Source organism: Blautia sp. Sow4_E7 (assembly GCF_052116245.1).
Lineage (GTDB): Bacteria > Bacillota > Clostridia > Lachnospirales > Lachnospiraceae > Blautia_A.
Map to the genome: position 1 here is coordinate 191,040 of NZ_JBQKLL010000001.1, position 23,491 is coordinate 214,530.

19 protein-coding genes, 1 riboswitch and 1 other annotated feature are annotated in these 23,491 nt (G+C 44.7%); of the genes, 10 read left to right on the forward strand and 9 right to left on the reverse strand.

Annotated elements, in window-relative coordinates; all coding sequences use genetic code 11:
* Nucleotides 1-423: 423 nt before the first annotated feature.
* Nucleotides 424-1,458, reverse strand: coding sequence for an anthrax toxin lethal factor-related metalloendopeptidase (locus ACTQ50_RS00880; protein WP_441482546.1), 1,035 nt, complete (start codon nucleotides 1,456-1,458; stop codon nucleotides 424-426).
* Between the two features lie 167 nt (nucleotides 1,459-1,625).
* Nucleotides 1,626-1,709, reverse strand: a riboswitch (cyclic di-GMP riboswitch).
* 245 nt (nucleotides 1,710-1,954) lie between these two features.
* Here ACTQ50_RS00880 and ACTQ50_RS00885 point away from each other — a divergent pair.
* The 7 genes from ACTQ50_RS00885 to ACTQ50_RS00915 all read left to right on the forward strand — a co-directional run bounded on the left by ACTQ50_RS00885 (nucleotide 1,955) and on the right by ACTQ50_RS00915 (nucleotide 6,905).
* Nucleotides 1,955-2,884, forward strand: coding sequence for a transglutaminase-like domain-containing protein (locus ACTQ50_RS00885; protein WP_441482547.1), 930 nt, complete (start codon nucleotides 1,955-1,957; stop codon nucleotides 2,882-2,884).
* A 70-nt stretch (nucleotides 2,885-2,954) separates the two neighbouring features.
* Nucleotides 2,955-3,998, forward strand: coding sequence for a type II secretion system F family protein (locus ACTQ50_RS00890; RefSeq protein ID WP_441482548.1), 1,044 nt, complete (start codon nucleotides 2,955-2,957; stop codon nucleotides 3,996-3,998).
* Between the two features lie 21 nt (nucleotides 3,999-4,019).
* Nucleotides 4,020-4,370, forward strand: coding sequence for a hypothetical protein (locus tag ACTQ50_RS00895; protein WP_441482549.1), 351 nt, complete (start codon nucleotides 4,020-4,022; stop codon nucleotides 4,368-4,370).
* On the forward strand, nucleotides 4,367-4,855 hold the full coding sequence (locus ACTQ50_RS00900; protein ID WP_441482550.1) for a DUF4860 domain-containing protein: 489 nt from the start codon (nucleotides 4,367-4,369) through the stop codon (nucleotides 4,853-4,855). Before ACTQ50_RS00895 ends, ACTQ50_RS00900 begins: the two co-directional genes overlap by 4 nt.
* A gap of 40 nt (nucleotides 4,856-4,895) precedes the next feature.
* On the forward strand, nucleotides 4,896-5,357 hold the full coding sequence (locus ACTQ50_RS00905; RefSeq protein ID WP_441482551.1) for a hypothetical protein: 462 nt from the start codon (nucleotides 4,896-4,898) through the stop codon (nucleotides 5,355-5,357).
* On the forward strand, nucleotides 5,354-5,830 hold the full coding sequence (locus tag ACTQ50_RS00910; RefSeq protein ID WP_441482552.1) for a hypothetical protein: 477 nt from the start codon (nucleotides 5,354-5,356) through the stop codon (nucleotides 5,828-5,830). The genes ACTQ50_RS00905 and ACTQ50_RS00910 overlap by 4 nt, the downstream gene beginning before the upstream one ends.
* Before the next feature lie 4 nt (nucleotides 5,831-5,834).
* Complete coding sequence (locus tag ACTQ50_RS00915; RefSeq protein WP_441482553.1) at nucleotides 5,835-6,905, forward strand: type IV pilus twitching motility protein PilT; 1,071 nt, start codon at nucleotides 5,835-5,837, stop codon at nucleotides 6,903-6,905.
* A gap of 26 nt (nucleotides 6,906-6,931) precedes the next feature.
* Here ACTQ50_RS00915 and ACTQ50_RS00920 read toward each other — a convergent pair whose 3' ends face one another.
* The 3 genes from ACTQ50_RS00920 to mgtE form a co-directional block, all read right to left on the reverse strand.
* Nucleotides 6,932-9,598, reverse strand: coding sequence for a C1 family peptidase (locus ACTQ50_RS00920; RefSeq protein WP_441482554.1), 2,667 nt, complete (start codon nucleotides 9,596-9,598; stop codon nucleotides 6,932-6,934).
* Between the two features lie 118 nt (nucleotides 9,599-9,716).
* Nucleotides 9,717-10,781, reverse strand: coding sequence for a histidinol-phosphate transaminase (hisC, locus tag ACTQ50_RS00925; RefSeq protein ID WP_441482555.1), 1,065 nt, complete (start codon nucleotides 10,779-10,781; stop codon nucleotides 9,717-9,719).
* Between the two features lie 423 nt (nucleotides 10,782-11,204).
* Nucleotides 11,205-12,599, reverse strand: a complete 1,395-nt coding sequence (mgtE, locus tag ACTQ50_RS00930; RefSeq protein WP_441482556.1) for a magnesium transporter — start codon at nucleotides 12,597-12,599, stop codon at nucleotides 11,205-11,207.
* 861 nt (nucleotides 12,600-13,460) lie between these two features.
* On the opposite strand from mgtE, the gene ACTQ50_RS00935 reads away from it, so the two are divergent.
* The gene (locus ACTQ50_RS00935) at nucleotides 13,461-13,631 is read left to right on the forward strand and encodes a hypothetical protein (protein ID WP_441482557.1); all 171 of its coding nucleotides are present in this window, start codon (nucleotides 13,461-13,463) and stop codon (nucleotides 13,629-13,631) included.
* A 21-nt stretch (nucleotides 13,632-13,652) separates the two neighbouring features.
* Entirely contained in the window at nucleotides 13,653-14,549 is an 897-nt protein-coding gene (locus ACTQ50_RS00940; RefSeq protein ID WP_441482558.1) for a cobalamin B12-binding domain-containing protein, read from the forward strand.
* A gap of 205 nt (nucleotides 14,550-14,754) precedes the next feature.
* On the opposite strand, the gene ACTQ50_RS00945 is transcribed toward ACTQ50_RS00940, so the two are convergent.
* From ACTQ50_RS00945 to ACTQ50_RS00960, 4 genes are all read right to left on the reverse strand, one after another.
* Complete coding sequence (locus tag ACTQ50_RS00945; RefSeq protein WP_441482559.1) at nucleotides 14,755-16,080, reverse strand: phospholipase D-like domain-containing protein; 1,326 nt, start codon at nucleotides 16,078-16,080, stop codon at nucleotides 14,755-14,757.
* A gap of 259 nt (nucleotides 16,081-16,339) precedes the next feature.
* Entirely contained in the window at nucleotides 16,340-16,474 is a 135-nt protein-coding gene (locus ACTQ50_RS00950; protein WP_441482560.1) for a hypothetical protein, read from the reverse strand.
* Nucleotides 16,475-16,721: 247 nt separating this feature from the next.
* On the reverse strand, nucleotides 16,722-18,080 hold the full coding sequence (locus ACTQ50_RS00955; RefSeq protein ID WP_441482561.1) for a GntP family permease: 1,359 nt from the start codon (nucleotides 18,078-18,080) through the stop codon (nucleotides 16,722-16,724).
* A gap of 28 nt (nucleotides 18,081-18,108) precedes the next feature.
* Complete coding sequence (locus tag ACTQ50_RS00960; RefSeq protein ID WP_441482562.1) at nucleotides 18,109-19,728, reverse strand: mannitol dehydrogenase family protein; 1,620 nt, start codon at nucleotides 19,726-19,728, stop codon at nucleotides 18,109-18,111.
* A 326-nt stretch (nucleotides 19,729-20,054) separates the two neighbouring features.
* On the opposite strand from ACTQ50_RS00960, the gene ACTQ50_RS00965 reads away from it, so the two are divergent.
* The gene (locus ACTQ50_RS00965; protein ID WP_441482563.1) at nucleotides 20,055-21,188 is read left to right on the forward strand and encodes an ROK family transcriptional regulator; all 1,134 of its coding nucleotides are present in this window, start codon (nucleotides 20,055-20,057) and stop codon (nucleotides 21,186-21,188) included.
* 149 nt (nucleotides 21,189-21,337) lie between these two features.
* Here ACTQ50_RS00965 and ACTQ50_RS00970 read toward each other — a convergent pair whose 3' ends face one another.
* Nucleotides 21,338-23,035 carry a carbon starvation CstA family protein gene (locus ACTQ50_RS00970; protein WP_441482564.1) on the reverse strand — a complete coding sequence of 566 codons (1,698 nt, stop codon included), beginning with the start codon at nucleotides 23,033-23,035 and terminating at the stop codon, nucleotides 21,338-21,340.
* Between the two features lie 139 nt (nucleotides 23,036-23,174).
* Nucleotides 23,175-23,414 (reverse strand) — a binding site (T-box leader).
* Nucleotides 23,415-23,491: the final 77 nt, after the last annotated feature.

Genomic DNA, 23,491 nt, shown 5'->3' on the forward strand with positions numbered 1-23,491 from the left:
AATTTTGATCTTACGGGATACAATGTCTGATTAGACAGAAGCAATATAGTTACGATCCACTGCGTGGATAAGAACGAAATATATACTAAATTTGTAAAATAGCTTAAAAATCTGATAGAGTTCATTTTAGCACATTTCGGATGCCGTGTCTATATCAATTCCAAATATAGTTACCGTTCACCCACTGACCAGTAACATCCAAATTCTATCCCTGCCTGCAAATTCCAGTTATTCTTATTTTTCTCATATCTGCCTATGAGATCATATAAAAACTAACCTTTGCCTTGTATTATACACACCCTGGCTTTTTCATTGCAAGAATTATTTGTCGACACATATCCTGACTCTTCGACATCGGTTTAACCGAAAACACCCGGAGACAACTCTCCGGGTGGTGATTACTTTTTGAAACTTATGTAGGATTTAGTTCCAGTATGGTCCGTAAATCTTCTGGATCTTAGCGATCTGCGCATCTGTAATCTGGTTCAGTGCTGTCTGAACCGCTGCATAGGTCTGAGGTCTTGCACTCTTCAGCGCTGCATTGTTCAGGATGTAATCCTTAACAGACTCTGCAAAGTATTCAGAAGAATTCTGTGTTACATATGCTCTATTGAATGCGGTAACTTTGCTCTTCTCAGCTGCATAAATGCTCTGGAAGCTTGAAGTTCTGTCTGCGTTTCCAGCGATGAATGCAAGAAAATGTCCAAGTTCATGATATACAGAATCATCAATCTGTTGCATGGTGATGGATCTGGATCTTGCTTCAAAGTATCCGGAATAGTTAACGGACGGATCAACAACCAGCTTGAATCCTAATTTCTGGAATGCGGAAAGTACACGGCTGTCCATCTTGCCTGCAACAGATGTTACATTTGCTTCGTATTTGGTCTTGTTTGCAGTGGAAGCTGTGGTTGCCTTCGCTGTTGTGGTAGTTGCTGTGCTCTTTGCAGTTGTACCAGAAGATGCGGTATTGGCTGCTGCTACGTTTGTAACGGTTACTTTCTGAGTTGTAGTTGTCTGAACAGTTGTGGTAACCTTGGAGGTAACCAGTTTCTTTTTGGATTTCTTGGTGTATTTCTCGGTTGCGTTGGTTACGACTGTTTTCTTTGTTGCTACGGTTGTGTTTCCAGAGGTCTTGGAAGAATTGGAAACCTTGGTAGTTGTTTTCAGCTTCTTGGTGTAGCTCTTCTTGGAAGCTTTTTTCAGTTTAACGGTTTTCTTCGTTGTCTTGGTGCTGCGTGTGGTCTTCACTGAGGTCTTCGGCTGGGAAGCTAATGGAGTCTCTTCTTCCTGAATGGAGGTCTCCATTACAGGATCTGTATAGCTTGGGAATTCCGGTGCCTCTCCTGCTCCTGAGAATAAGGAAACACCGCCGATCACAGCTGCAAGTGCTATCGCTGCACAACTGGAAACGATTTTCTTACTTGTGAACCACTCTGTTAATTTCTTTCCTTTCATATATATACACACCTTTCTTGAACGATAATGGATTCTGACTGCCGCTTTCCAGAAACAAGTTTCTTAATTTATGGTAATAAAAAAACCGTTTATCAGATTAAATAAACGGTCGCCACAAATAGAAGACTTCTGTCTCCTGTCATTATCACATCACAAATCAATATCAATGCGGCAACCGGCTGTCATAGTCACACGACCTTAGACCCTTGGCTTTGCGTCCCCGCCTTTCGACAGGTTTGCCTTTAATTACATTCTTATAATAAGCCATTTTCCGACGGTTGTCAACGATAAAACCCAGTAAAAAATCACCAAATTTCCAATAAAAAAGCACGAAACAACGCGAAAATCCATAAACCAAAGACGAATCTTCTCGTACCTGCCACAAGAACTAGTGTTTACTTCGCAAACTGAACTTCTCTCTTCCTTTTTTGACATAATCTGCTATACTTATTTCTATAGAAAAAATTGTGACTATTGTAATAAAAGGAGCGGCACTATGTCAGATCGAACTTCTGCCCTTCCTCTTTGCTTACTTTTTATCTACCTTTCCCTGTTTTTGATAACGGGATGCGGCGGAAGCGGTAATTCCGGTTCTTCTGAAGAGCCTCCCGTTTTTTCCCCGCTGCAGGTTCTGGTCCCGGAAGCCCCTGGGACAGACACCATAGGATATTCCCCGCTGGTACTGGATACCTCCAACATCAGTCAGGGATATCTGACCGCGATCAGCGATAGCAATGGCACCACCAAGAACATTCAGCTTTCCGCAGATGACGGCGTTGTTTATTCCTATTTCGTAAACTCCGGTGACAGTGCTGTCATCCCTTTTACCAGCGGAAGCGGCACTTACCAGGTTTCCTGTTATGAACAGGTAAACGGCAGCCAGTATGCTGCACTTTTTGCCCAGGCCCTGGAGGTTTCCCTGGAGAATGAATTTCTCCCTTTTTTGTATCCGAACCAATATGTAAATTTCACCCCTGACTCGGAAGCCAGCAAATTAGCCCTTTCTCTTCTGGCAGAGGATGCTACGGAACAGGAAAGCATTGATGCCATTTTCCAGTATGTGACCCAGCACGTTACCTACGACGAGGACAAAGCGGCCACCGTTGAAACAGGCTATCTTCCTGACGTAGACGAAACGCTTTCTACCGGAAAGGGAATCTGCTTTGATTACGCAGCCCTGATGACAGCAATGCTGCGAAGCCGGGACATCCCCTGTAAGCTTCAGATTGGTTATGCTGGTGACATCAAGCATGCATGGATCGATGTTTACATCCGGGGAAAAGGATGGGTGGAACAGGCCATTACCTATGACGGAGAGAAATGGAACCGCATGGATCCAACCTTTACCGCCAACAGCGAAGACGAAGAGCTTATCAATTCCTATATCGGTGACAGCGAAAATTATACCTTGCAGTTCACCCGATAATACTACGAAAATATGGTTCCTGTATTTTTTTGTGGAACCTGCCTGATGCTTTTTTCAGAGAGGATTTTATATGATTACCAAATTAAATAACCGGGAGCTGTTCCAGTTCTGCGAACAGTTTTCCATTATACTGCGTTCCGGAATGTCCGCCATCGAGGGACTTGCCGTCTTAAATGATGACAGCCAGACAGAACGGGGCAAAGAGATTTTAACCTTTCTTTATAAAGATATGGAGGAATCCGGTTCCCTGGCACATGCACTGGAAGAATCCGGGGCTTTTCCAGCTTCTATGACTGCCTATGTCCGCACCGGTGAAGAAACCGGCTGTCTGGATGAGGTTATGAAAGGACTGTCCGCATTCTATGAAAAAGAGATCCAGATCACGGACCAGATCCAGAGCGCCGTCACTTATCCCCTTGTTATGCTGGGCATGATGACTGCTGTTATTGTAATTCTTCTGGTAAAAGTCCTCCCGGTTTTCCGACAGGTTTTCCGACAGCTGGGACTGGAAATGAGTGGAGTCTCCGGCGCCCTTCTTGGAATGGGCGAAACGCTCAGCCGCTATTCCACTGTATTTCTTGTTCTTTTGATCGCGCTGATCGGCTTCATCCTTTTTCTTGTCCTTCATCCAAAGGGACAGGAGCTGATCCGCAAAATCGTCTACCGTTTTCCAGGAATGAAAGAAATCCCGGTGAACTTAGATTACAGCCGTCTCTGCCAGTGCATTTCCATGGGAATCCGCAGCGGACTTTCCCCTGAGCTTTGTGTGGAGCTTGCAAACGCGGTTGTTTCCCAGACCGAGATCAGAGAAAAGCTTAACGCAGCCCAGAAGCAGCTCTCCCAGGGATATGGATTTACAGAAGCCATCACAGAGTCCGGGCTTTTTAAGGCCATGGAGCTTCGCCTGATCTCCCTTGGTTTTCAGGCTGGCGCATCCGACGAAGTGATGGAAAAGCTTGCCGGGCAGTACGAAGAGAAGTCCGTAGGCTCTATTTCCCATATTGTGTCAATTTTAGAGCCAACGATCGTGATCGTCCTTTCTCTTCTTGTAGGGCTGATCCTTCTTTCTGTTATGATGCCGCTTTTGGGACTGTTGTCTGAGATGATCGCGTAACAGACGCAAGGGAGAATAAAAATGGATATCTTTGAAACCAAAGGAACGCATGCGAAGCGGATTTTCCGGAGCCTTGTTCCGATCTTATCCGCAGTGATCCTCTGCTTTGTCTTCTACCTGGGGATTGCACGTACACAGGCAGATTCCCTGGAAAAAGAACAAATTACGTTAACCCAGGCGCTGGAAGGCGGTGCCATCCGCACTTATGCCCTCACAGGCCGGTATCCCCAGAGCCTGGACGAATTGCTTTCCGATTATCATATTACCTATGACTCTGAGAAATTTGTGGTAGAATATGTTCCAAACGGATCCAATCTGCTGCCATCCATCAGTGTACTTCCGGTAACTGCCCGAAAAGGAGGTGCCAGATGATCTCCAGATTTAACCAGAAGAACCACAGTATTGATTCACTGGCAGCCCTGCTGCTCTTTGCAATGTATGTGCTGTTTCTTTTATTTCTGCTGCTTTTTGGTGCCGGGAACTATCAGGCATCTGTAAAAAGCCTGGACACCAATAACAACCTTTATACCGCTGCCTCTTACATCACTACCAAATTCCGTCAGCATGATATTCCTGGAAAGACTTCCCTTACAGAGCTTCAGGGAACACAGGCCCTTTGCTTTCAGGAAGATATTGAGGGCAAAGCTTACTGCACTTATATTTATTTTGACGGCAGCCACTTAAAAGAGCTTTTTACCGCAGAAGGTTCCCAGGCAGATTTTTCCATGGGGACTGACCTGGTACAGCTTCAGGATTTCCAGATTGAAGCTGTGGAAAACACTTTTTACAGGATCACATTAACGGACACAGACGGACATAGCTCCAGTTTTCTGCTTCATCCCGGCGTTCCAGCCTGAAGCACAGGCTTTTGAATTATGTTCGGAAAGGAAGTTTTTCATGCAAAAAATTACTACCCATTCCAAATCCGGTCTTTTTCTTATGGAAATGATATTTGTCCTTCTTTTTCTTGGACTGACCTGCGGCGTCTGTGTAAGACTGTTTGCAGCCTCCTATACCGCAAGGGTGAACGCCCGGGAGGACTCTCATATCCAGGAACTGATCACCAGCGCCGGTGAAATTCTGGAGGGGACCGACGGCACTGTCCAAAGTTTTCTTTCTCTGATGCCGGAGGGAGTTGCAGATCAGGACAGTATTTGCTATTATTTTGACAAACAGTGGCAGAATACTTCCCAGGAAGACGCAGTTTATAAAATGATGGTGGTCTGCTCTGCTTCTGCCAATGTCAAAGAAGTTCAGATCACGTTTGTAAAGCTCCAGAATGCCAATGAAGAAAACAGTCTCTATACACAGACCATCCGTTTTCCTATTTTGACTGCAAAGGAGGAATCGGATTCATGAAAGAGAAAAAAAATCTTTTTTCCGCGACTGGAATTCCTTCCCTGTTTCTGATCTTCGGAGTGCTTATGCTGGTGATCCTTTCCCTTTTGGGATATGGTACTTCCAGGCAGAATCTGCGCGCCAGTACCCTTTCCCTGGAACAGACCACAGCTTATTATAATGCCTGCAGTGAGGCAGCTGATTTTTATGCCAAACTGGTACAGGCCTTAGAAGAATTCCAGACACAGGCCAAAACAGAGAGTGCCTATTACCAGCTCGTCTCTGATTATCTGGACTTACAGGAGAATGTACAATGGGATCCAGATGAGCATACAGTCAGCTACGTGAAAGCATTTTCGGATACCCAGAGTCTGGCTGCAAAGATTTCTGTATTCCGGACAGACAGCAATCCCGCCAGGATCCTTTCCTGGAACACCGTTGTAACTGCCGACTGGAACCCAGATAGCAGCCAGTCCGTCTATAAAGGAGAATAGTTTTATGGAAGAAAAAGTAAAGGCTTTTCTCCAGCTTGCCACTGAGAAAAAAGCCTCTGACATTTTTATTATTGCAGGCCGTCCCCTTTCTGTACAAATCGACGGAAAGCTCTGCACTCTGGAGGGATTTGAGGAACGGCTCATGCCCCCTGAGACAGACGAATTTATCCGGATCATCTACAAGCTTGCCCATGACCGGAACATCCAGCCTATGCTGGAATCTGGAGACGACGACTTCTCCATGGCAATTCCCGGACTTTCCAGATTCCGTGTAAATGCCTACCGCCAGCGTGGTTCTCTTGCTGCTGTCATCCGTATCATTGCCTTTAACCTGCCGGATCCCCAGGATCTGCATATTCCGCCAGCTGTTATGGAAGCTGCCGATCTTACCAAAGGCATGGTTCTGATCACTGGCCCTGCCGGAAGCGGAAAATCCACCACTATGGCCTGCATCATTGACCAGATCAACCACAGCAGGGAAGGACATATCATCACCCTTGAGGATCCTCTGGAATACCTGCACCGCCATGACAAATGCATTGTCAGCCAGCGTGAGATCTGCACCGATACTGCTAATTATCTGGTTTCCCTGCGCGCTACCCTGCGCCAGAGCCCGGATGTGATCCTTCTTGGAGAAATGCGTGACCACGAGACCATCCAGACGGCCATGACAGCTGCCGAGACCGGTCATCTCATCCTTTCCAGCCTTCATACTACCGGGGCTGCCAATACCATCAGCCGTATTATGGATGTTTTTGAACCAAGCCAGCAGCACCAGATCGCCATTCAGCTTTCCATGGTACTGCAGACTGTTATTTCCCAGCAGCTGGTTCCAGATGTGAATGGACACAATATTCCGGTTTTTGAAATTATGAGACTGACCCCGGCCATCCGAAATATGATCCGTGATAATAAGATTTACCAGATTGACGGCGTGATTGCCTCCTCTTCACAGGCAGACATGCGTTCCATGGATAACAGCCTGCTGGAGCTTTACCGAAACCGCCAGATCACCAGGGAAACAGCCCTGAAATATTCTTCCAACCCGGAAATGTTAAAAAGGAAGCTCATGTAACGAGCTTCCTTTTTGCTTGCTGCTTCTCAGCTTTTTTTCACTGCCTTAAACGCCTTATATTTACTCTTCACTACACCTGTAGGTTCTTTTACATAGGCACACACATAATACGTGTATTTCTTCCCTTTCTTCGCTTTCGTGTCTGTCCAGGAGGAGGTACTGCCCTTCTTAATTGTAGCGGTCAGCGTATATTTGCCGCTTCCAGTCTTTCGGTAAATGTAATAACCATCACATTTTTTCTGCGCTTTCCATTTCACCTTCAATCCATTTTTCACATTGGAAACAGAAGAAACAGACTGCGTACTCGGCGCCGACTTATATTTTCCACTGGACTTATAGCTGCTTGCCACAGTTTTTTTATTCACGGTACAGTAAGCTCTTACTGTGTATTCATACACTGTGGTGGCTTTAGTCTTTTTGTCTTTATAAGAGGTCGTTGCAGCCTTTTTTATAGTGGATATTTTCGTCCATTTTCCAGAAGAAGTTTTCCGGTAAACCACATATCCTTCGGCTCCGGAGATCTTATTCCAGGAAACCGTATTATAGCCGCCAGAAGAAACCTTCACAGAAACAGCCGGAGTGGAAAGTGCCGGTTTCACAGCTTTTCCCCCTGTAAAATCGGAATATTTCGCAGTTCCGTTTACCATGCTGTACGCGCGGATCTTATAGGTATATGTAATTCCAGGCTTCACGGTGGTGTCTGTCCATGCACTGTAGCTCCAAGACAGGGTTGTCATCTTCTTGTACTCGCCGCCAGATTCTTTCCGGTAGATCTGGTAGCCGGAAACGCCTGAGACTTTCGTCCAGGTCAGACCGACCTTGTTATAAGCCTTGGCAAATGCCTGCATGGAGGATGGCTTCTGCACCGTTACTGCACTGCTCAGGGTCCGTGTATGGGCTTTAATTCTGGCACATGCGCTTGGACTGGTCTTGGAAAAATCATTCCAGCCGCTTTTCTCATGATAACAGAAGCTCTGATTTTCCTTCAGATCTGCATTAAATTCCACCCAGTCATAAGCACTGTTGGTCTCACACAGATAGTCCACAGCGGAAGAGCCTATATTAGTAACTACCACGGAATACAAGGTGCCGCTCATCAAATTTACTTCCGGAACCGTCACGGTAGAAATGCCGGCATGCTCCTGATAAAAGGTAACCGGACTGCTGTAGGCTGGTGTTCCACTCACTGGATTACTCTTATCCTTCAGATTGGTATAGATCTGAATGCTGTAGGAACCGCCGTCTGTGTAGGTAGCCAGCACCACCTCCCCCAGCGCCTCTCCCTTTCCGTTTCCTGCTTTTGCCTGAAAAACATTGGAAACAGAAGAAATCCCGCCGCTTCCGGAAGGGTACAGTTTCAGTTTGCTCAGCGCACAGGAACCGTCATAGAAATAATTGTTTCTGTACTTCGGGCTTGTACTGGCTTCTGCAGCCACAATGTTATAGTTGCATTTGTTCTGGTAGGAAATGTAGAAGTAACCGCCGTCACCCCAGTCATCTCCCCAGCTGTTTCTCGCGATCCACGCTCCGTCAGAAGTTACCTTGCTGTCTTCGTTGAAATTTTCCCTGGAAAAATTATCGTCCCATCCAACCAATGTCACCGCATGGTTTACTCCCGCGCTTCCCGGGTAACTGTAGGCATACATATGTGGATTATAATAGCTGTCATACATGCCAAAAGACATGGAAACAGAGCCATATTCCGAAATCAGGTTCTTAATATTATTTACAGAGTAAGAGGAAAATGCAGCATTTTCCAGGTATGCCGTTGTTTTGTATGCCATGCTGGAATCTGGGACTTTCTCGGAATCCAGAGTGTGGTCTGCATTGGTCTCATAGGGAACCTGAGACTCCAGCGCCATGCCGCTCCAGGTGCTTAAAAAGATGGCAGCCAGTGTCTGATTTCCGCCTTCCCGGTAGGAATGCTGAACTTCATTCCTGTCATTGGCGGTATTTCCCAGCGGATCGTTCTTTCGGTTTGCAAAAAAGTAGGCCAGATGTTCTTCCGACAGATCAAAAAGACCAGCTCCAGCTCTTTTGAAGGATATTTCCAGATTGGCAGCCAGAGTGTACGCCCAGCACATATTGGAGGGCTTCTGGTTGCGGACCTGAAGGGAAAGACTGCTTCTTGGATCGTACCTCGCAGGATAGGACGCGGCTCTTGCAGCGCCTATGCCTCCCGTATCCCCGTTCCCATTGCCAGAAGGCGGATCCACATAGCTTAAAGGCTCCAGTTCCCGGATAGGCTCTAACTGGGCTTCGATTTCCTCATCAGTAAGGCCATTCTCTTCTATGGAATTTTCATCTTCCGGGGACGGATCATCGGGATCCAGACTGCCAAATCCAGAAGTCTGTTCCTCAGCTTCTCCATCGGAAAAGCCGTCGTCGCTGCCTGCGGACTGGAAGTCGTCTGTGTCTGAAAAAACGTCTGTGTCATCACCAGAGGCAAATGCGTTCTGCTGATCTGTATCCCAGGTCTGCGACTGGTCTCCAGTGGACATTTGCCTTTCTTCAAACGACTGGTTCGCATTTTCTTCGGAACTTTCCGTTTCAGTACCTATTGTGACGCTGGCTTCCCAGCTTGTATTTCCGTCCACGGAGTCCATGGCCCAGGCAGGCATTCCGGTGAAAACCAGGGAGCCTGCCAGAAGAAGGCTTAAAACTCCTTTTTTTAACAACTTGTTATATTTCATTTTTACTCCTGGTTGTCTGGCGTTATCAATGCCAGAAATTTAATAAGAGTGAATAGCAATATCGCCCAAGCGCATTCATATTATAGCTGCATACAGAGTTAAGTCGTCAGTTACTGTGCTATTTTCGCTTTGTCAGATAAATTTTTAAAAACTGAATCAATTTCTCCATTTCTGCCTGTGTTCCCACTGTGATGCGCAGATAGTTGTCAATCCTTGGTTTCGGGAAGTATCTTACATAAATATGTTCTTCCCTGAGTGCCTCAAAAATCTCTTTTGCAGGACAACTGTTGTGAGATGCAAAAATAAAATTGGTCTTGGAGTCCGGGAAGGTGAAGCCAAGAGCAGACAGTTCTTTCTTGGTCCATTCTCTTGTGGCCATGATCTTCCCGCATGTCTCTGTGAAATATGCCTTATCCTGGATTGCAGCCACACCGGTGGCAAGGGTGGTGCGGTCCATGGTGTAGGAGTTAAAGGAATATTTCACGTCGTTCAGGAATTTGATCAGCTGTGGATTTCCGCAGGCAAAACCGATACGCATTCCTGCCATGGAGCGGGATTTGGAAAAGGTCTGGACCACCAGAAGGTTGTCGTATTTCCCGATCAGTTCCAGAGCTGATTTCGCTCCAAAATCTACGTAAGCTTCGTCTACGATCACGATCACGTCTGGATTGTGCTGAATAATTTCTTCAATGTCACCAAGTGGAAGTTCTACTCCTGTAGGAGCGTTTGGATTGGGGAAAATGATTCCGCCGTTTTCTCCGAAGTAGTCTTCTTTGCGGATGCAGAAGTTCTCATCAAGAGCTTTGCATTCATATGGGATCCGGAAAAGGTCTGCCCATACGTCGTAGAAGGAATAGGTAATATCGGGGAAAAGGATTGGTTTGTCTGAGTTAAAGAAGGTGAGAAAGCTCATGGCAAGTACGTCGTCTGAGCCTACGCCTACAAATACCTGCTCGTCTTTCATGCCATAGTTCTGGGCGATGGCGTGTACCAGGTCGCCGGCTGTGGGATCTGGGTAAAGACGGAGGGTATCCGGCTTGATTCCATGTAATGCTTTTTCCACGCCTGGTGCAGGGGGATATGGGTTCTCGTTGGTATTCAGCTTGATCATGTCTGGCTGATTGGGCTGCTCGCCTGGGGTATAAGGTACTACTTTACGAATGTTTGCTTCCCATGTATTCATTTCGGTCCATCCTCGCTTCTTCGTATTTTTTATTATAGTTTTCCTTTGGAAAAGATCTGTAGTATGCATGTTTCTGCATAGTTATAAGTATTTTACTTTTTTATGGAAAGTTTGTCAAATTCGTTACCCGGACGCGATTTTACAATGTATATTCACCGCCGTGCGTCGCAACGCTTCGGCAAGCTAGCTGGTAACTGCGACTAAGCCGCTCGGGAGAGCCCTCTCGGCTAAGTCGACCTAACCATCGGATCTCGCCTACGCTAAAACCGCTCCTGAAATGCACGGCTACATGAATATACATTGCAAAATCGCTGGGTATTTGAAGCGTAAAATTACATTTTCTCAGACACTGAACAATAACACGGTAAAGCAAAAGCTCCTCAGGATTTTTAATTCCTAAAGAGCTTTCAATATACAATGTTATTAACCTGCCAGGTGCAGGACTCCGATGAGGAATACCCATCCAAGGCCGTAATAGGTTACAACGGCAACAAGGTCGTTGACAGTGGTGATTAGGGGGCCAGAGGCTACGGCGGGGTCTACGCCTACTTTTTTGAAAAACAGAGGGATGCAGGTACCTACGGCACTGGAGATCAGCATTGCAAGAAGCAGGGCGACTCCGATGCAGCCGGATACGGCGTATGCGAATAACAGTGTTTTTCCTTTAAATAAGTAGATGTAAAGTCCGATGAGTACGAAGGACAAAATACCAAGCAATGCACCGTTGCAAAGGCCAATCCGCATTTCCTTCAATACAAGTTCCAGCTTCTGCTTGCCGGTGAGGGACTCGTCCATCAGTACCCGGATGGTAACAGCCAGGGACTGGGTACCAACGTTTCCGGCCATGTCCAGGATAAGGGACTGGAAGGCCATGATGATGGGGAGCTGGGTAACTACATTCTCGAAGACACCTACTACAGAGGATACCACCATGCCAAGACCAAGAAGAACGATCAGCCATGGCATACGTTTCTTCATACTCTCTTTCAAGGGCTCCTTCAGATCCTCCTCCGCAGTAAGACCTGCCAGCATGGCGTAATCTTCTCCCATCTCATCATCAACCAGGTCGATGATGTTGGAAGATGTGATAACACCTAAAAGGCGGTTGTCATTATCCAGTACCGGAATGGAATCCTCGGAATAAGCTTTCAGTTCTTCGATACAGTCGTCAATGTCCTCTTCCGCATATACATATGGGTAAGAGGTTGCCACCAGATCATCCAGGGATTTGTCCTGTCTTGCAATGATCAGGTCCTTCAGATCAATGGCTCCGTAAAATTTCTGTGATTCCGTTACCACAAAGATTGTGGAAATATTATCATTCCTGGCAGCCTGCTCCACAAGGCTGTTCATAGCCTGCTTTACAGTCAGATTCTCACGAATGATGATGCAGTTGGTAGTCATACGGCTACCGATCTCATCCTCGTCAAAGGAAGCGATCATTTCGATGTCGTGGCGGACATCATCGTCCATTAATTCGAACAGTAATTTCTTTTTAGCTTTATCAATTTTCTGGAGTACCTCCACAAGAGCGTCGGTCTCCATGCGTGAAAGAATGGCGGCACCTTTTTTTACATCCATCTCTTTCACATATTCTGCTGCATTGTCTGAGTCTGTATACTCAAAAATATCAGACAGCATGTTCAAGTCCAGAATCCGGTACAGTTTATAGCGTTCCTGAACAGTCAGCCTCGGCATTGCGTCAGCAAGGTCGTTGGCATGAAAATCCTCCAGCTTGTTGCTCATAGCAGCTGGAGAAGTATTACTTCTTACTACAGCCAGAATGTCCTGGGTGTAGTCCTGCACTCTTTTCTCCATCCTACTTTCTCCAATCTGACAATAAGACATTTCACCTGTTCCGAGCGTATAAATAGCTCTATGGTGTTTATCTTATGTATTTTTCAGCGGACTTAGCAAAGTCCAATTTTACGGACAGTAAAATCCGTATTCGAACAGAATCTCTTCTGTTCTTTTCAGGGAATATTGGATCCCGCACAGGGCATATGAAGCGATCCAGATAACTATCATTTTCACCTGGACACAGCACAAATATACACACCAAAAAAGCGCAGAATCACAAACGATCCTCTGCTGTTATTAGATGAGTCCCTTTATTGGTACTGTAACTTCTTTGTGGATTTCATAGGATTGAAAAAAGAAATGTCATCAGAGAGCCGGCTCACACCACACTCTATTATAATGAAAGAACAGAATGTACGCTGCGCTCATCTGTCATTTCGTTTTTCCATCCTATGCAACTACTTCGCCCATGAGAATCGCAACTATCCATTCTGTTCACCTGCCTTTGTTCTTAGATTTTATTTGTGGGGAACTACTTTTATCCCCACAGGTCATTCTAACTGCTTTTATACAAAAAATCAATTCCTAATTTACTATTTATTTGATTTTTCACCATCTTTTTTCCGTTTTCTTTCCGTTTCTTTACAATATCAGAAAGTGTTATGTTGTTTTGTGTGGATTTGGAGAACAGATATATTGACAGATGAGAATTGTACTATTATAGTTTTATTATAACAGTTACTGTTCACGGCAACACAATTTGCGGAATGCTGCCAGCGAATAGTAAACGATAGCACGCTGTAACTGTTATATTTTTTTTGCAAAATATTTCCAATGAAACAGTTATATGCGAACATTATAAAAAGGAGACTTGTAAAAATGAGTTTATTATGGATGGAATACGAAAAGGAATTTCAGGATCTCACTGAGTCCTCATTTCTCCATGAGCAGAAGAATAATGCGGAGTACTTCGCCTCATTAAACAAGCGCGTGCACAAGATCATTTACCGTGACACCCGTTATAATGTGGACTTTTTGTACACCTCTTAGATCCTTGGCGAAGACAAGATCATGGAGGACTATGCAGCATGGCTGTATCAGCTTATGGCTTCTGTTTTCAAAGGTAGAAGAACAGCGGACCAGACGAAAGAGTATGTGATTGCTCACTTTAATGAGATCAGAAAGGGAATCCAGGATACCATCGAGCCGGAAAAGAGAGCGGAACTTTTCAGACTTTTGGATGTGGCATGTGAGAGCGTACGCAAGGTAAATCCGGAGATTCAGACGGATGTCTCAAAGGCAGGGGATGTCCCACCTTTTTCACGTTATGAAAGTCAGGTTCAGCAGTATCTGGACAGTCTGTTTAAGAAAGATATGCGAAAGTCCATGGAGCTGATCCAGCAGTTTACCAGGCAGGGCATTCCAGTGAATGATATTTATGTGGAGATTCTTGCTGAGAGCATGCGCCGTATTGGAGAATTATGGCATACTGCGCAGATTTCTGTAGATGCAGAGCATTACTGTACTTCTGTTACCCAGATGGCGATGGCGCAGATGTACCCGCTTCTCTTTGCCAAAGAGAGAAAGAACCGCAAGATCCTATGTGCCTGTCCGGGTATGGAGCTTCACGAGATGGGCTCCCGTATGGTAGCGGATCTTTTCGAAAATGATGGCTGGGACAGCATTTTCCTTGGTGCAGCGGTACCGGAGGATGCTCTGCTGAAATCCATTGAGGAAAACCAGCCGGATCTGGTGGCGCTTTCTGTATCTATGCCCCAGCATCTGATCACCTGTCAGGAATTTGCTGAGTCTATCCGGGAGCAATTTCCGAATGTGAAAATTGCAGTTGGTGGTAAAGCTTTCAAAAGTACACAGGATATCTGGAAGCAGTGGCCGTTGGATGTGTATACCAATGATGCAAGGGAATTGCTGGCGTATGCCAATGGGGTGTTTGAGGATAAAAAATAGAATTGGATTGCGTATAAATGCGTGAGTACATAACAGTGCATACTTATATCTTATGTTGACCTGTTCGGTTTGAGCTTTAAAAAGGACTTAGGTTTTTAGAGAGAAAAAACTTAAGTCCTTTTTCTTGTATTATTTTTTATAACAATATTCACATTATTCGTTATATCTTTTTGATTTTACTTTGTAAATATAACATTTTTATTCTCTACAACAGCTGCCGTAATGGTCTGATTATAATTCTTAATATTCCATAGAACATTTTTTTCTGCCAGTTCAACACCTTCTTTTCATACTGTGCCCCTTCGGTCTCCTGTCCGTTTGACAGGACTTCTTTACTTTTTTCCATGTAAATGTTCTCAGTAGACTGAATCTGTTGGTTTAGTTCTGCGCTGTCGATAACAAGCATTAATTCTGTATCCAGATAAGTGCTTCTCATGTCCAGGTTATAGGATCCGACAATGGACAGGCGGTCGTCGAGAAGAACGGCCTTGGTATGTACTGGAACCTCGTTCATCAGCTCATATACGTCGGCACCGGTTTTCCGGATTTTCTTTTTCTGGTTCAGGTAATCGGTGCAGCCCCAGGGGTTGGAGCCTTTTTCTACGGCATTGAGGATGATCTTCAGCTGGGCGTGGGAGGCCATTTCGTTTAATGTATCGTACATGTAGCCGTTGCAGATAACGTATGGAGTCTGGATGGTTACCTTGTCTGCCTCCTGGGATAAATAGCGGATTGCCTGAAGTACCAGCGGGGTCTTGGGACCAGCCTGGGTTCCGTTGTTGAGCAAGGTAATTTTGTTGGCCGAAATGGTATCCTTTTTCCAGGAATTGTAGATTTCAATGTCAGGGTATTTTTCTGCCAGAGAAGCGTAACGGGCTTCTAAGGACTGGTACTGATTTTCGTATTTTGACAGATTGGTTTGTGTGCCGCTCTTCACCTGCACACAGTCTTCGTTCCATATCTGCTGAAAATACGCTTCCAGTTCCTGCAGGGATTCTCCCTCGCCTTTTGTGGTATCGCACACCAGAATATCCCGGTCCACATTGATATCTGTAGTATAATCTCCCAGGAAAATATCGTTGCTGTTGCGGCCGCCCAGCAGATACATTTCGTCGTCTACAATGACGTATTTATCGTGCATACGGTAATTAAGCTTAAATAAACCGGTTGGACTCACTGGGTTATAGACACCAACCTCCACATTTTCCCGTGCCGCCAGCGCCTGGAACTCCTTGCTTCCGTTTAAGAAAAGCTGCTGGTAAATGCCGTCGATCAAAAGCTTAATTTCCACGCCTTTTTCAGCGGCATGATTCAGCGCTGCCAGAAGATCCGTCCCACTTTCATCTGCCCGCAGGTCAAAAGTTGCCAGCACAATGCTCTTCTTCGCAGCCCCTATCATCCTCAGCCGCCACAGAAGTGCCTCTTCGTTATCGTCAATGCAGCGGATCCGTTCGCTTCCTGGCGTATCAGAAGTAAATTCAGTTGTTTTCAGTATTTCCTCAAATTTCGTATCTGGCTTCTTACAATACAATGGCGCAAAAACATTTACCAACACTACAATAAGCAGAAACCATAGAAGTATATTCCGTATTCGTTTTAGATTTTTCTTTATCGTTATACACCCTTTCTAAAATCAATGCTTTTCAAACTTTACTTCGGCACCCTTTAATTTATATAGTTCAATAAACAGGACTTTTTATAGGTACAATCTAATAAATAGTCAATTACATTCCCACAAAAACTTCCTCAAATCCACACATCCATTTTCCTTCAGCGTAACCCCTTCCGCCTTAAGCAGCCACCTTTCCCACAGGGATTTCCTCCACCACTGAAAGAATCTCGTAGGCAAGGTCGTCGTTCAATTTTGATGTGCTTTCTTTATGCTTATTTGTTCTAAGTAAATCAGAAAAAGGATCGTCAATCATAACTTTCACCTTATTTTTTATTATGTTTTTCTATCATATCACGGTTTCTGTCCTTGAACAAGAAAAGAAACAATAAAGACAATATGAATTTTAAATGCAGATTTATCCTAAACCTCAGATAAATCTCATAGTAAAATTTCATATTGTCTTTTCGGAATAAACAATAATTCTTTTCGTATTTCGGCTAATTTGGAATATGATTTCAGATTAGCCGAATAATTATAAATACTGACTAAACTTCACTCTCCTATGCAAACAGGCTGATCACAATAGCACAGGCCAGTCCTATAAATCCAAGAATGGTTTCCATCATGGTCCAGGACTTCAGGGTTGTTTTTTCATCAATCTCAAGAAGGGAGCTGACCAGCCAGAAACCTGAATCATTTACATGACTGAAAGCGGTTGCGCCTCCGTTGATGGCACAGACCATAGCTGCCAGATAAACCGGTGACAGACCTGCTACTCCAGGCATGGCGGCCATAATTCCGGCAGCCATTGTCATGGCTACCACTGCAGCTCCGACAGACGCGCGGATCAATGCTGCAATGAGAAACGCTACCAATACTAACGGAAGTCCGCTTTTTTCCAAAGCTGGTCCGATGATATTTCCCATGCCGCAGTCCTGGAGCACCCAGCGGATAATTCCGCCGCCAGTGATCACCAGAAGGATCTGGCCTGTAGGGCGCAGGGAACGGTCCAGGATTTTCTTTAGCTGTTCTCCATCATATCCCTGCTTTTTTCCAAGGAAGTACATGGCACACAACACAGCAATGATCAGCGCCACAAATGGCGTTCCCAGGAACTCCAGCACTGATCTGACCGAATCAATGCCAGGAATATAAGTTGAAATTGTGCTACACAAAATCAGTATCAGCGGCACAAGGATAATGCATAGCACAGTAGAAAATTTCGGAAGATTTCCTTCTTCGGCTTCCCGAACCTCCTGAATATTTGACGGAAGTCCAGCATCAATTTTGCTTCCAATAAATTTTGACCATAAAATGCCTGCAAAAATCAGTGACAAAATTCCAACTGGCACACCTACTGCGATCATAACCCCAAGATCCACATTCAGCATGTTTGCAACCAGTACAGAACCCGCTGATGGCGGGATAAATGCAAAACCGGTAGCCAGTCCTGCCAGAAGAGGGATCACATAATATAAAGTAGATTTCTTCGTCTTTTTGGCAAGTCCGAATGCAAGCGGAATGAGAATCACCACACCAGCTTCAAAAAATACAGTGGTTCCCACTACCAGGCCAGTAATTCCCAGTGCAATTCCTGCTTTTTTCTCGCCAAATTTATTAATCAGCGTCTGGGCAACACATTGCGCGCCTCCGGATACTTCCAGGATTCCTCTAAACAAAGAGCCAAGTCCAATTAACAGGACAATTCCCTGAAGGGTATCCCCGGTGCCTTTTTCCACTGTGCTTACCAGAGTTGGAACCGGCATTCCGGCTCCAAGTCCAATAAACAGGGCTGATATCAGCAGTGATAAAATCGGATGGATCTTAAATTTAATAATAAACAGCAAAAGCAATATAATTCCTGCCGCTGCTGCGACCAGCAGTCTTGCCGGTTCCGCCGCAAATACCGGTTCTGTCATTTTGTATTTCCTCCCCCCAATATGTATTTTATTTGGTAACATATTTATGGATTGTTGCCTGCACAGCCCCAGGCCCTGCGATCATTTCCCTGAACATGTTCTCAATCTTCTCTCCCACACCTGCTTTATAAAGATCTTTAAAAAACAGACGCTCATTAGAAAGAATCAGTTTCAGCTGATCCTTAAATGTCTCAGGCTTTCCAATGACAATATCTTTCAACTGCTCCTGAAGCTCTTCATTCATCAGATCTGGAGCAAGTTCATATTTGTTACCCTCATCATCAACAGCCAGCATATATCTCAGCCATCCGGCGATTCCAAGAGGAATTGCAGTAAGCCTGGACGCATCTCCAAATCTTTCTACATATGCTTTTACTGTCTCGCCAAAACGGATGCCAACCATCTGGGACACGTCAACTGCCAGACGAAGATTGGTATCTCCCAGATATTCATTTGGAAAACGATCGTTGAAAAGTTCATCCACAAACGCCTGCGGGGAAAGGATTCCAGGATCCGCAACTACCGGAAGGCCCTCATCATAGGCTACCATACGCGCCATTTTCATCATATCTTCATTTGTATTCAGCATATGGGCAAAAAGGTCATATCCAAGAACTACGCCAAGAGGGCCTGTTGCAGAATGAACCGGATTCAGACATACGGTTACTTTCATTCGCTCAGAAAGGTTTACCGTATTTCTGTCTGCCATGTATACGCCGAAACCTTTTTTCAGAGCAGGTCGTCCATTAGGGAAGCTGTCCTCGATAACAAGGTACTGTGGTTTCTCCGCGTTTACAAATGGTGCAATATATGTTTTCCTGCTTGTGATAACAGGCTGCATGCTTTCCACACCAAGCTTCTCAAGGTCAGCTACAATCTGCTCACTTGGACGAGGTGTAATCTTGTCGATCATGGTCCATGGGAAAGCCACCACACTCTCATCACTTACGTAGCTTACAAATCCATCATCCACAAAACCGGCTTTCTTCCACTCTTCTGTCATGGTCAGCACAGATTCCCGAAGCTTGGCCCCATTCTTGGAACAATTGTCCATGGATACAAGGGCGATGGGATATTTGCCTGCTTTATATCTCTCATAAAGCATTGCCACCAGAACTGCCATGGCTCCTGTAGCTTTGTCCGGGCCATCCTGGATATCTGCCTGTACAAATGGGAACCAGGTTCCGTCAGCTTTATGTAATGCATATCCCTTCTCCGTGATGGTAAAGGATACCATCTGAAGGGATTTGCTGGTGAAAATTTCTTTCAGACGGTTCCATTGATCCAGGTCTGAAGACTGAGCCTTTACTGCTTCTGCCAGAGCCCCAAGAACCTTATACTCACGGGTTCCGTCCCCATGAAGGATTACGTTTAGCCCGAGATTGTCATATGGCTCATAAATCTTGTCCACTACATCATAGTCAAAGGTCTCCACGCATGTGATTCCTCTGTCCAGAATTCCTTCCTCCAGAAGTCCGTCTGCAATACTTCCAATAAACACACGGAAGATATTTCCAATTCCAAAGTGCACCCATACTGGTGCCTCCTTTGCCTTTGCGGATACTTTCTCCACATCATAGCCTGGAAGCTGGATTCCTGCCTTTTCCCATGCTTCACGATCTTTGATTCCCTCTAATGTTAATTTCATGTTCTGTTCCTCCCTGATTTTCTTCTTGTGCGGATCTGATTTTCTATCAAAATCTGATTTGCTGTTCTTTATGTTTTCTTTTTGTTTTAACTTATGTGTATATCTTAACTATAAGTCGAGTATATATCTTTTTTTTTAAATCCATTAACAATAATTCTAATTTTCCAATTCTGATTTTGTATGATTTTACCAGTTTTCTAATGATTGTTGCTTTTTTCCGGCCACTATACTAGAATACAGTTAAAACTTAGTATTATCTGGTACATTGAAGATAGTCATATATCAACCACTTCATACTGCACCAGAGGCGTAATCAGGAGACCATCATGAGTGAAAAAGGATTGACCACCATTGCTTTAAAAAAGATAAACCGTTCCAAGGTTTACCAATATATTTACCGTAACAAACTGACTTCCAAGCTTCAGATTGTCCAGGATCTGCAAATGGGATTGTCTACTGTCAGCCAGAACTTAAATCTTTTGGAAAACGAAGGGCTGATTGAGAAAAACGGCTACTTTGATTCCACAGGCGGACGAAAAGCCAACGCCATTCAGATTGTTTCTGATTTCAGAATTTCTATCGGTGTGGGCATATTAAAAAACATGTTTCATATCACAGCCATCGACCTGTATGGAAACACAATCTGTACCGATACCATTCCACTGACTTATTCAAATACAGCAGCCTACTATCAACAGCTTACAGATAAGATCAAAGAATTTATTGCCGCAAACCAGTATCCGGAGGATAAGATTCTGGGCGTTTCCATTGCTACCCAGGGAATCACCTCCCCGGACAATACGACTGTTATCTACGGAAATATTATGAACAACACAGGAATGCGGCTGAAGGATTTTTCCAGGCATCTGCCTTATCTCTGCCATCTGGAGCACGACTCCAAATCCGCAGCTTTTCTGGAATTATGGAATCATCCGGAGCTTGACAGTGCGGTTGTGTTTTTACTGAACCGAAATCTTGGCGGTGCGATCATCACCAATCATCAGATTCATCAGGGAAGCTCTATGCACAGCGGCACCATTGAGCATATGTGTATTGATCCGGAAGGACCCCTTTGCTACTGCGGAAACCATGGCTGTCTGGAGACCTATTGTTCGGCTAATTCCCTGGAACAGGCCAGCGGCATGTCCATAAAAGAGTTTTTCCCCCTTTTAAGAGAAAAAAAATCCCCCCAGCTCACACAAATCTGGGAGGATTATCTGAACCATCTGGCTTTTGCAATGAAAAATCTCAATCTGATCATTGATGCCCCGATTATTATCAGTGGATATCTGGCACCTTATTTTACGGAAGATGACACAGATCATCTGCTGCGGCAGATCAATTCCATGACTCCATTTGAGCTGGAAGAGGAACAGATTCTCGTGGGCACACATGGGCAGTATACACCGGCTATCGGAGCTGCACTTTTTTATGTGGAGGAATTTATCCAGTCGGTTTGACATATTAAAATCAAGACTAGAGCGTCATGGACTAAAAAAGCATTGAAAAACCATTTTTCAGGTTTCTCAATGCTTTTCATTTACGCGAACAACAAGCCAGAGTTCGTGCTTACACGAAATCCTGATGACTGCCGCGATAACGGATAAGACTACTCTGTCACTTTTTTATCATCTGTCTTTTCAAGCAGCTTCTGAACACCCTGGATGGCAACTAATACGCCGAGGATCAGCAGCAGAACTGCGAAGATCAGTTGTAAGGTGTTTCCAAGATCCAGTCCTGTGGAGAAGAATGCTTTGGAAAGTTTTACGATTGTCATGCCAAGTGCAGTGAAGGTAACTGCCATCATAAATACCATTGGTACCCAGAGCATCCAGCCCTGACGCTTGGTTTTCTTTAAGAATACGGCGCAGGCTACCAGTGCAAGTACGGATAACAGCTGGTTTGCAGAACCGAACAGCGGCCAGATTTCTGCGTATCCAACCTTGGTAAGCAGGTAAGCAAGTACAAGTGTAATAATGGTTGCAAAGTATTTATTTGTTACCACTTTCTGGAATGCACTCATATTTTCCTCATCTGTATCAGAATCAAGGAAAAATTCCTGGAAGGACAGACGTCCAACTCTGGCTACAGAATCAAGGGAAGTCAGTGCAAATGCAGATACTGCAAGGTTGATCAGAGTGAACACAAGGGAGTGCGGCAAACCGATCACGGAAAGGAAGTTTGCAATAGCACCTGCGAAAATCTGCGGCTGTGTTGTAAGTCCCTGTGCAGCTGCCTCGCCCTGTCCAAAGGATGCAACTGCGATCAATGCGATAATCGCAAGCATGCTTTCCATAAGCATTGCACCAAAGGAAACCGGAAGCATGTTTTTCTCATTTTTGATCTGCTTGGAAGCAGTACCGGAAGATACCAGGGAATGGAAACCGGAAACTGCACCACAGGCGATTGTTACAAATAAGATTGGGAACATGTACTGTCCATCTACGTTAAAGCTTGTAAATGCCTGAAGGTTACATGCTGGGTTTGCTGCAAATACACCGATAACAGCACCCACGATCATGAAGATAAGCAGATAACTGTTCAGATAATCTCGTGGCTGGAGCAGTGCCCATACAGGAGCTACACTGGCTACCAGGATATATGCAAAGATGATAATGTGCCATGTTCCAAGGCTTACATAAATCGGGAACTGAAGTCCCAGCGCAATTGCTGCTACCAGAAGTACAATTGCAAAAGCAGTATTGACCCATTTATTGAACTTTGTATATTTCAGGAAAAATCCAAGTCCAACTGCCTCTAAAATGAATAACATGGAAGTAGTTGCAACAGCTCCATTTGCTGCTACTTTTGTAACTTCACCAGCATCACTTGTGGCAAATCCGTTGAAGGTTCCGGCTACAACATCTGCAAATGCTGCAACAACCAGAATACAGAACAGCCAGCAGAATAAAAGGAATAATTTTTTTCCAAGTTTTCCAATATACTCTTCAATGATGTATCCGATGGTACGTCCTTTGTTCTTAACAGATGCATACATAGACGCAAAATCCTGAACAGCTCCGAAGAACACACCACCGATCAGGATCCACAGCAGTACCGGAAGCCATCCAAAAATGGCAGCCTGGATTGGTCCATTGATCGGGCCTGCACCGGCAATGGATGCAAACTGATGTCCAAATACTACATTGGTGTCAGCAGGTACATAGTCAACTCCATCTTCCATTTCGTAAGCTGGAGTTTTTGCGTTTGGGTCAATGCCCCATTTGTTCTGGAGGTAACGGCCATACAGAAGATAGGCTCCGCCAAGAACAACGATGGCAATTACCATCATTACGATTCCACTCATAATCTCTCTCCTCGTCTTTCGTTTGTATTAGAGCATGTTTAAAAAAGGCTTTCTGCAAGATGTGCGTCACAATTTACGGGAATGATTTTTCAAACACGTTCTAGAATATATAAAAAACGCCCTTGCTATCCAACTGGATAACAAAGGCGGAATTTCCGTGGTACCACTTTGTATTATCGCATCTATTGCTAAATGCGGTCGCTCATTGCTGTCGATAGAAACAGCCTCTTCTGTAACGTGAAGACTACGTCCCAGCTTACTGGATTCAGTGGGATGCTCCCGGGTGATATCACAAAAACACCATCTGCCGCATCTCACCAGTCTGCGGTTCTCTGTAATCAGGTTCTCTTTTGTGACTTGTCCTGTTCAATGCATTTCGCTTTATTGTTTATCTAATATTTTACTCCTTTTTTGGGAAAATTGCAATACAGTATTTGTATATTTTATATAGTTTTA

What these genes read in the sequence shown, in the direction of transcription:
- ACTQ50_RS00880 (WP_441482546.1), bottom strand. Translation starts at nt 1,458, where the DNA reads ATGAAAGGAAAGAAATTAACAGAGTGGTTCACAAGTAAGAAAATCGTT.
- ACTQ50_RS00885 (WP_441482547.1), top strand. Translation starts at nt 1,955, where the DNA reads ATGTCAGATCGAACTTCTGCCCTTCCTCTTTGCTTACTTTTTATCTAC.
- ACTQ50_RS00890 (WP_441482548.1), top strand. Translation starts at nt 2,955, where the DNA reads ATGATTACCAAATTAAATAACCGGGAGCTGTTCCAGTTCTGCGAACAG.
- ACTQ50_RS00895 (WP_441482549.1), top strand. Translation starts at nt 4,020, where the DNA reads ATGGATATCTTTGAAACCAAAGGAACGCATGCGAAGCGGATTTTCCGG.
- ACTQ50_RS00900 (WP_441482550.1), top strand. Translation starts at nt 4,367, where the DNA reads ATGATCTCCAGATTTAACCAGAAGAACCACAGTATTGATTCACTGGCA.
- ACTQ50_RS00905 (WP_441482551.1), top strand. Translation starts at nt 4,896, where the DNA reads ATGCAAAAAATTACTACCCATTCCAAATCCGGTCTTTTTCTTATGGAA.
- ACTQ50_RS00910 (WP_441482552.1), top strand. Translation starts at nt 5,354, where the DNA reads ATGAAAGAGAAAAAAAATCTTTTTTCCGCGACTGGAATTCCTTCCCTG.
- ACTQ50_RS00915 (WP_441482553.1), top strand. Translation starts at nt 5,835, where the DNA reads ATGGAAGAAAAAGTAAAGGCTTTTCTCCAGCTTGCCACTGAGAAAAAA.
- ACTQ50_RS00920 (WP_441482554.1), bottom strand. Translation starts at nt 9,598, where the DNA reads ATGAAATATAACAAGTTGTTAAAAAAAGGAGTTTTAAGCCTTCTTCTG.
- hisC (WP_441482555.1), bottom strand. Translation starts at nt 10,781, where the DNA reads ATGAATACATGGGAAGCAAACATTCGTAAAGTAGTACCTTATACCCCA.
- mgtE (WP_441482556.1), bottom strand. Translation starts at nt 12,599, where the DNA reads ATGGAGAAAAGAGTGCAGGACTACACCCAGGACATTCTGGCTGTAGTA.
- ACTQ50_RS00935 (WP_441482557.1), top strand. Translation starts at nt 13,461, where the DNA reads ATGAGTTTATTATGGATGGAATACGAAAAGGAATTTCAGGATCTCACT.
- ACTQ50_RS00940 (WP_441482558.1), top strand. Translation starts at nt 13,653, where the DNA reads ATGGAGGACTATGCAGCATGGCTGTATCAGCTTATGGCTTCTGTTTTC.
- ACTQ50_RS00950 (WP_441482560.1), bottom strand. Translation starts at nt 16,474, where the DNA reads ATGATTGACGATCCTTTTTCTGATTTACTTAGAACAAATAAGCATAAA.
- ACTQ50_RS00955 (WP_441482561.1), bottom strand. Translation starts at nt 18,080, where the DNA reads ATGACAGAACCGGTATTTGCGGCGGAACCGGCAAGACTGCTGGTCGCA.
- ACTQ50_RS00960 (WP_441482562.1), bottom strand. Translation starts at nt 19,728, where the DNA reads ATGAAATTAACATTAGAGGGAATCAAAGATCGTGAAGCATGGGAAAAG.
- ACTQ50_RS00965 (WP_441482563.1), top strand. Translation starts at nt 20,055, where the DNA reads ATGAGTGAAAAAGGATTGACCACCATTGCTTTAAAAAAGATAAACCGT.
- ACTQ50_RS00970 (WP_441482564.1), bottom strand. Translation starts at nt 23,035, where the DNA reads ATGAGTGGAATCGTAATGATGGTAATTGCCATCGTTGTTCTTGGCGGA.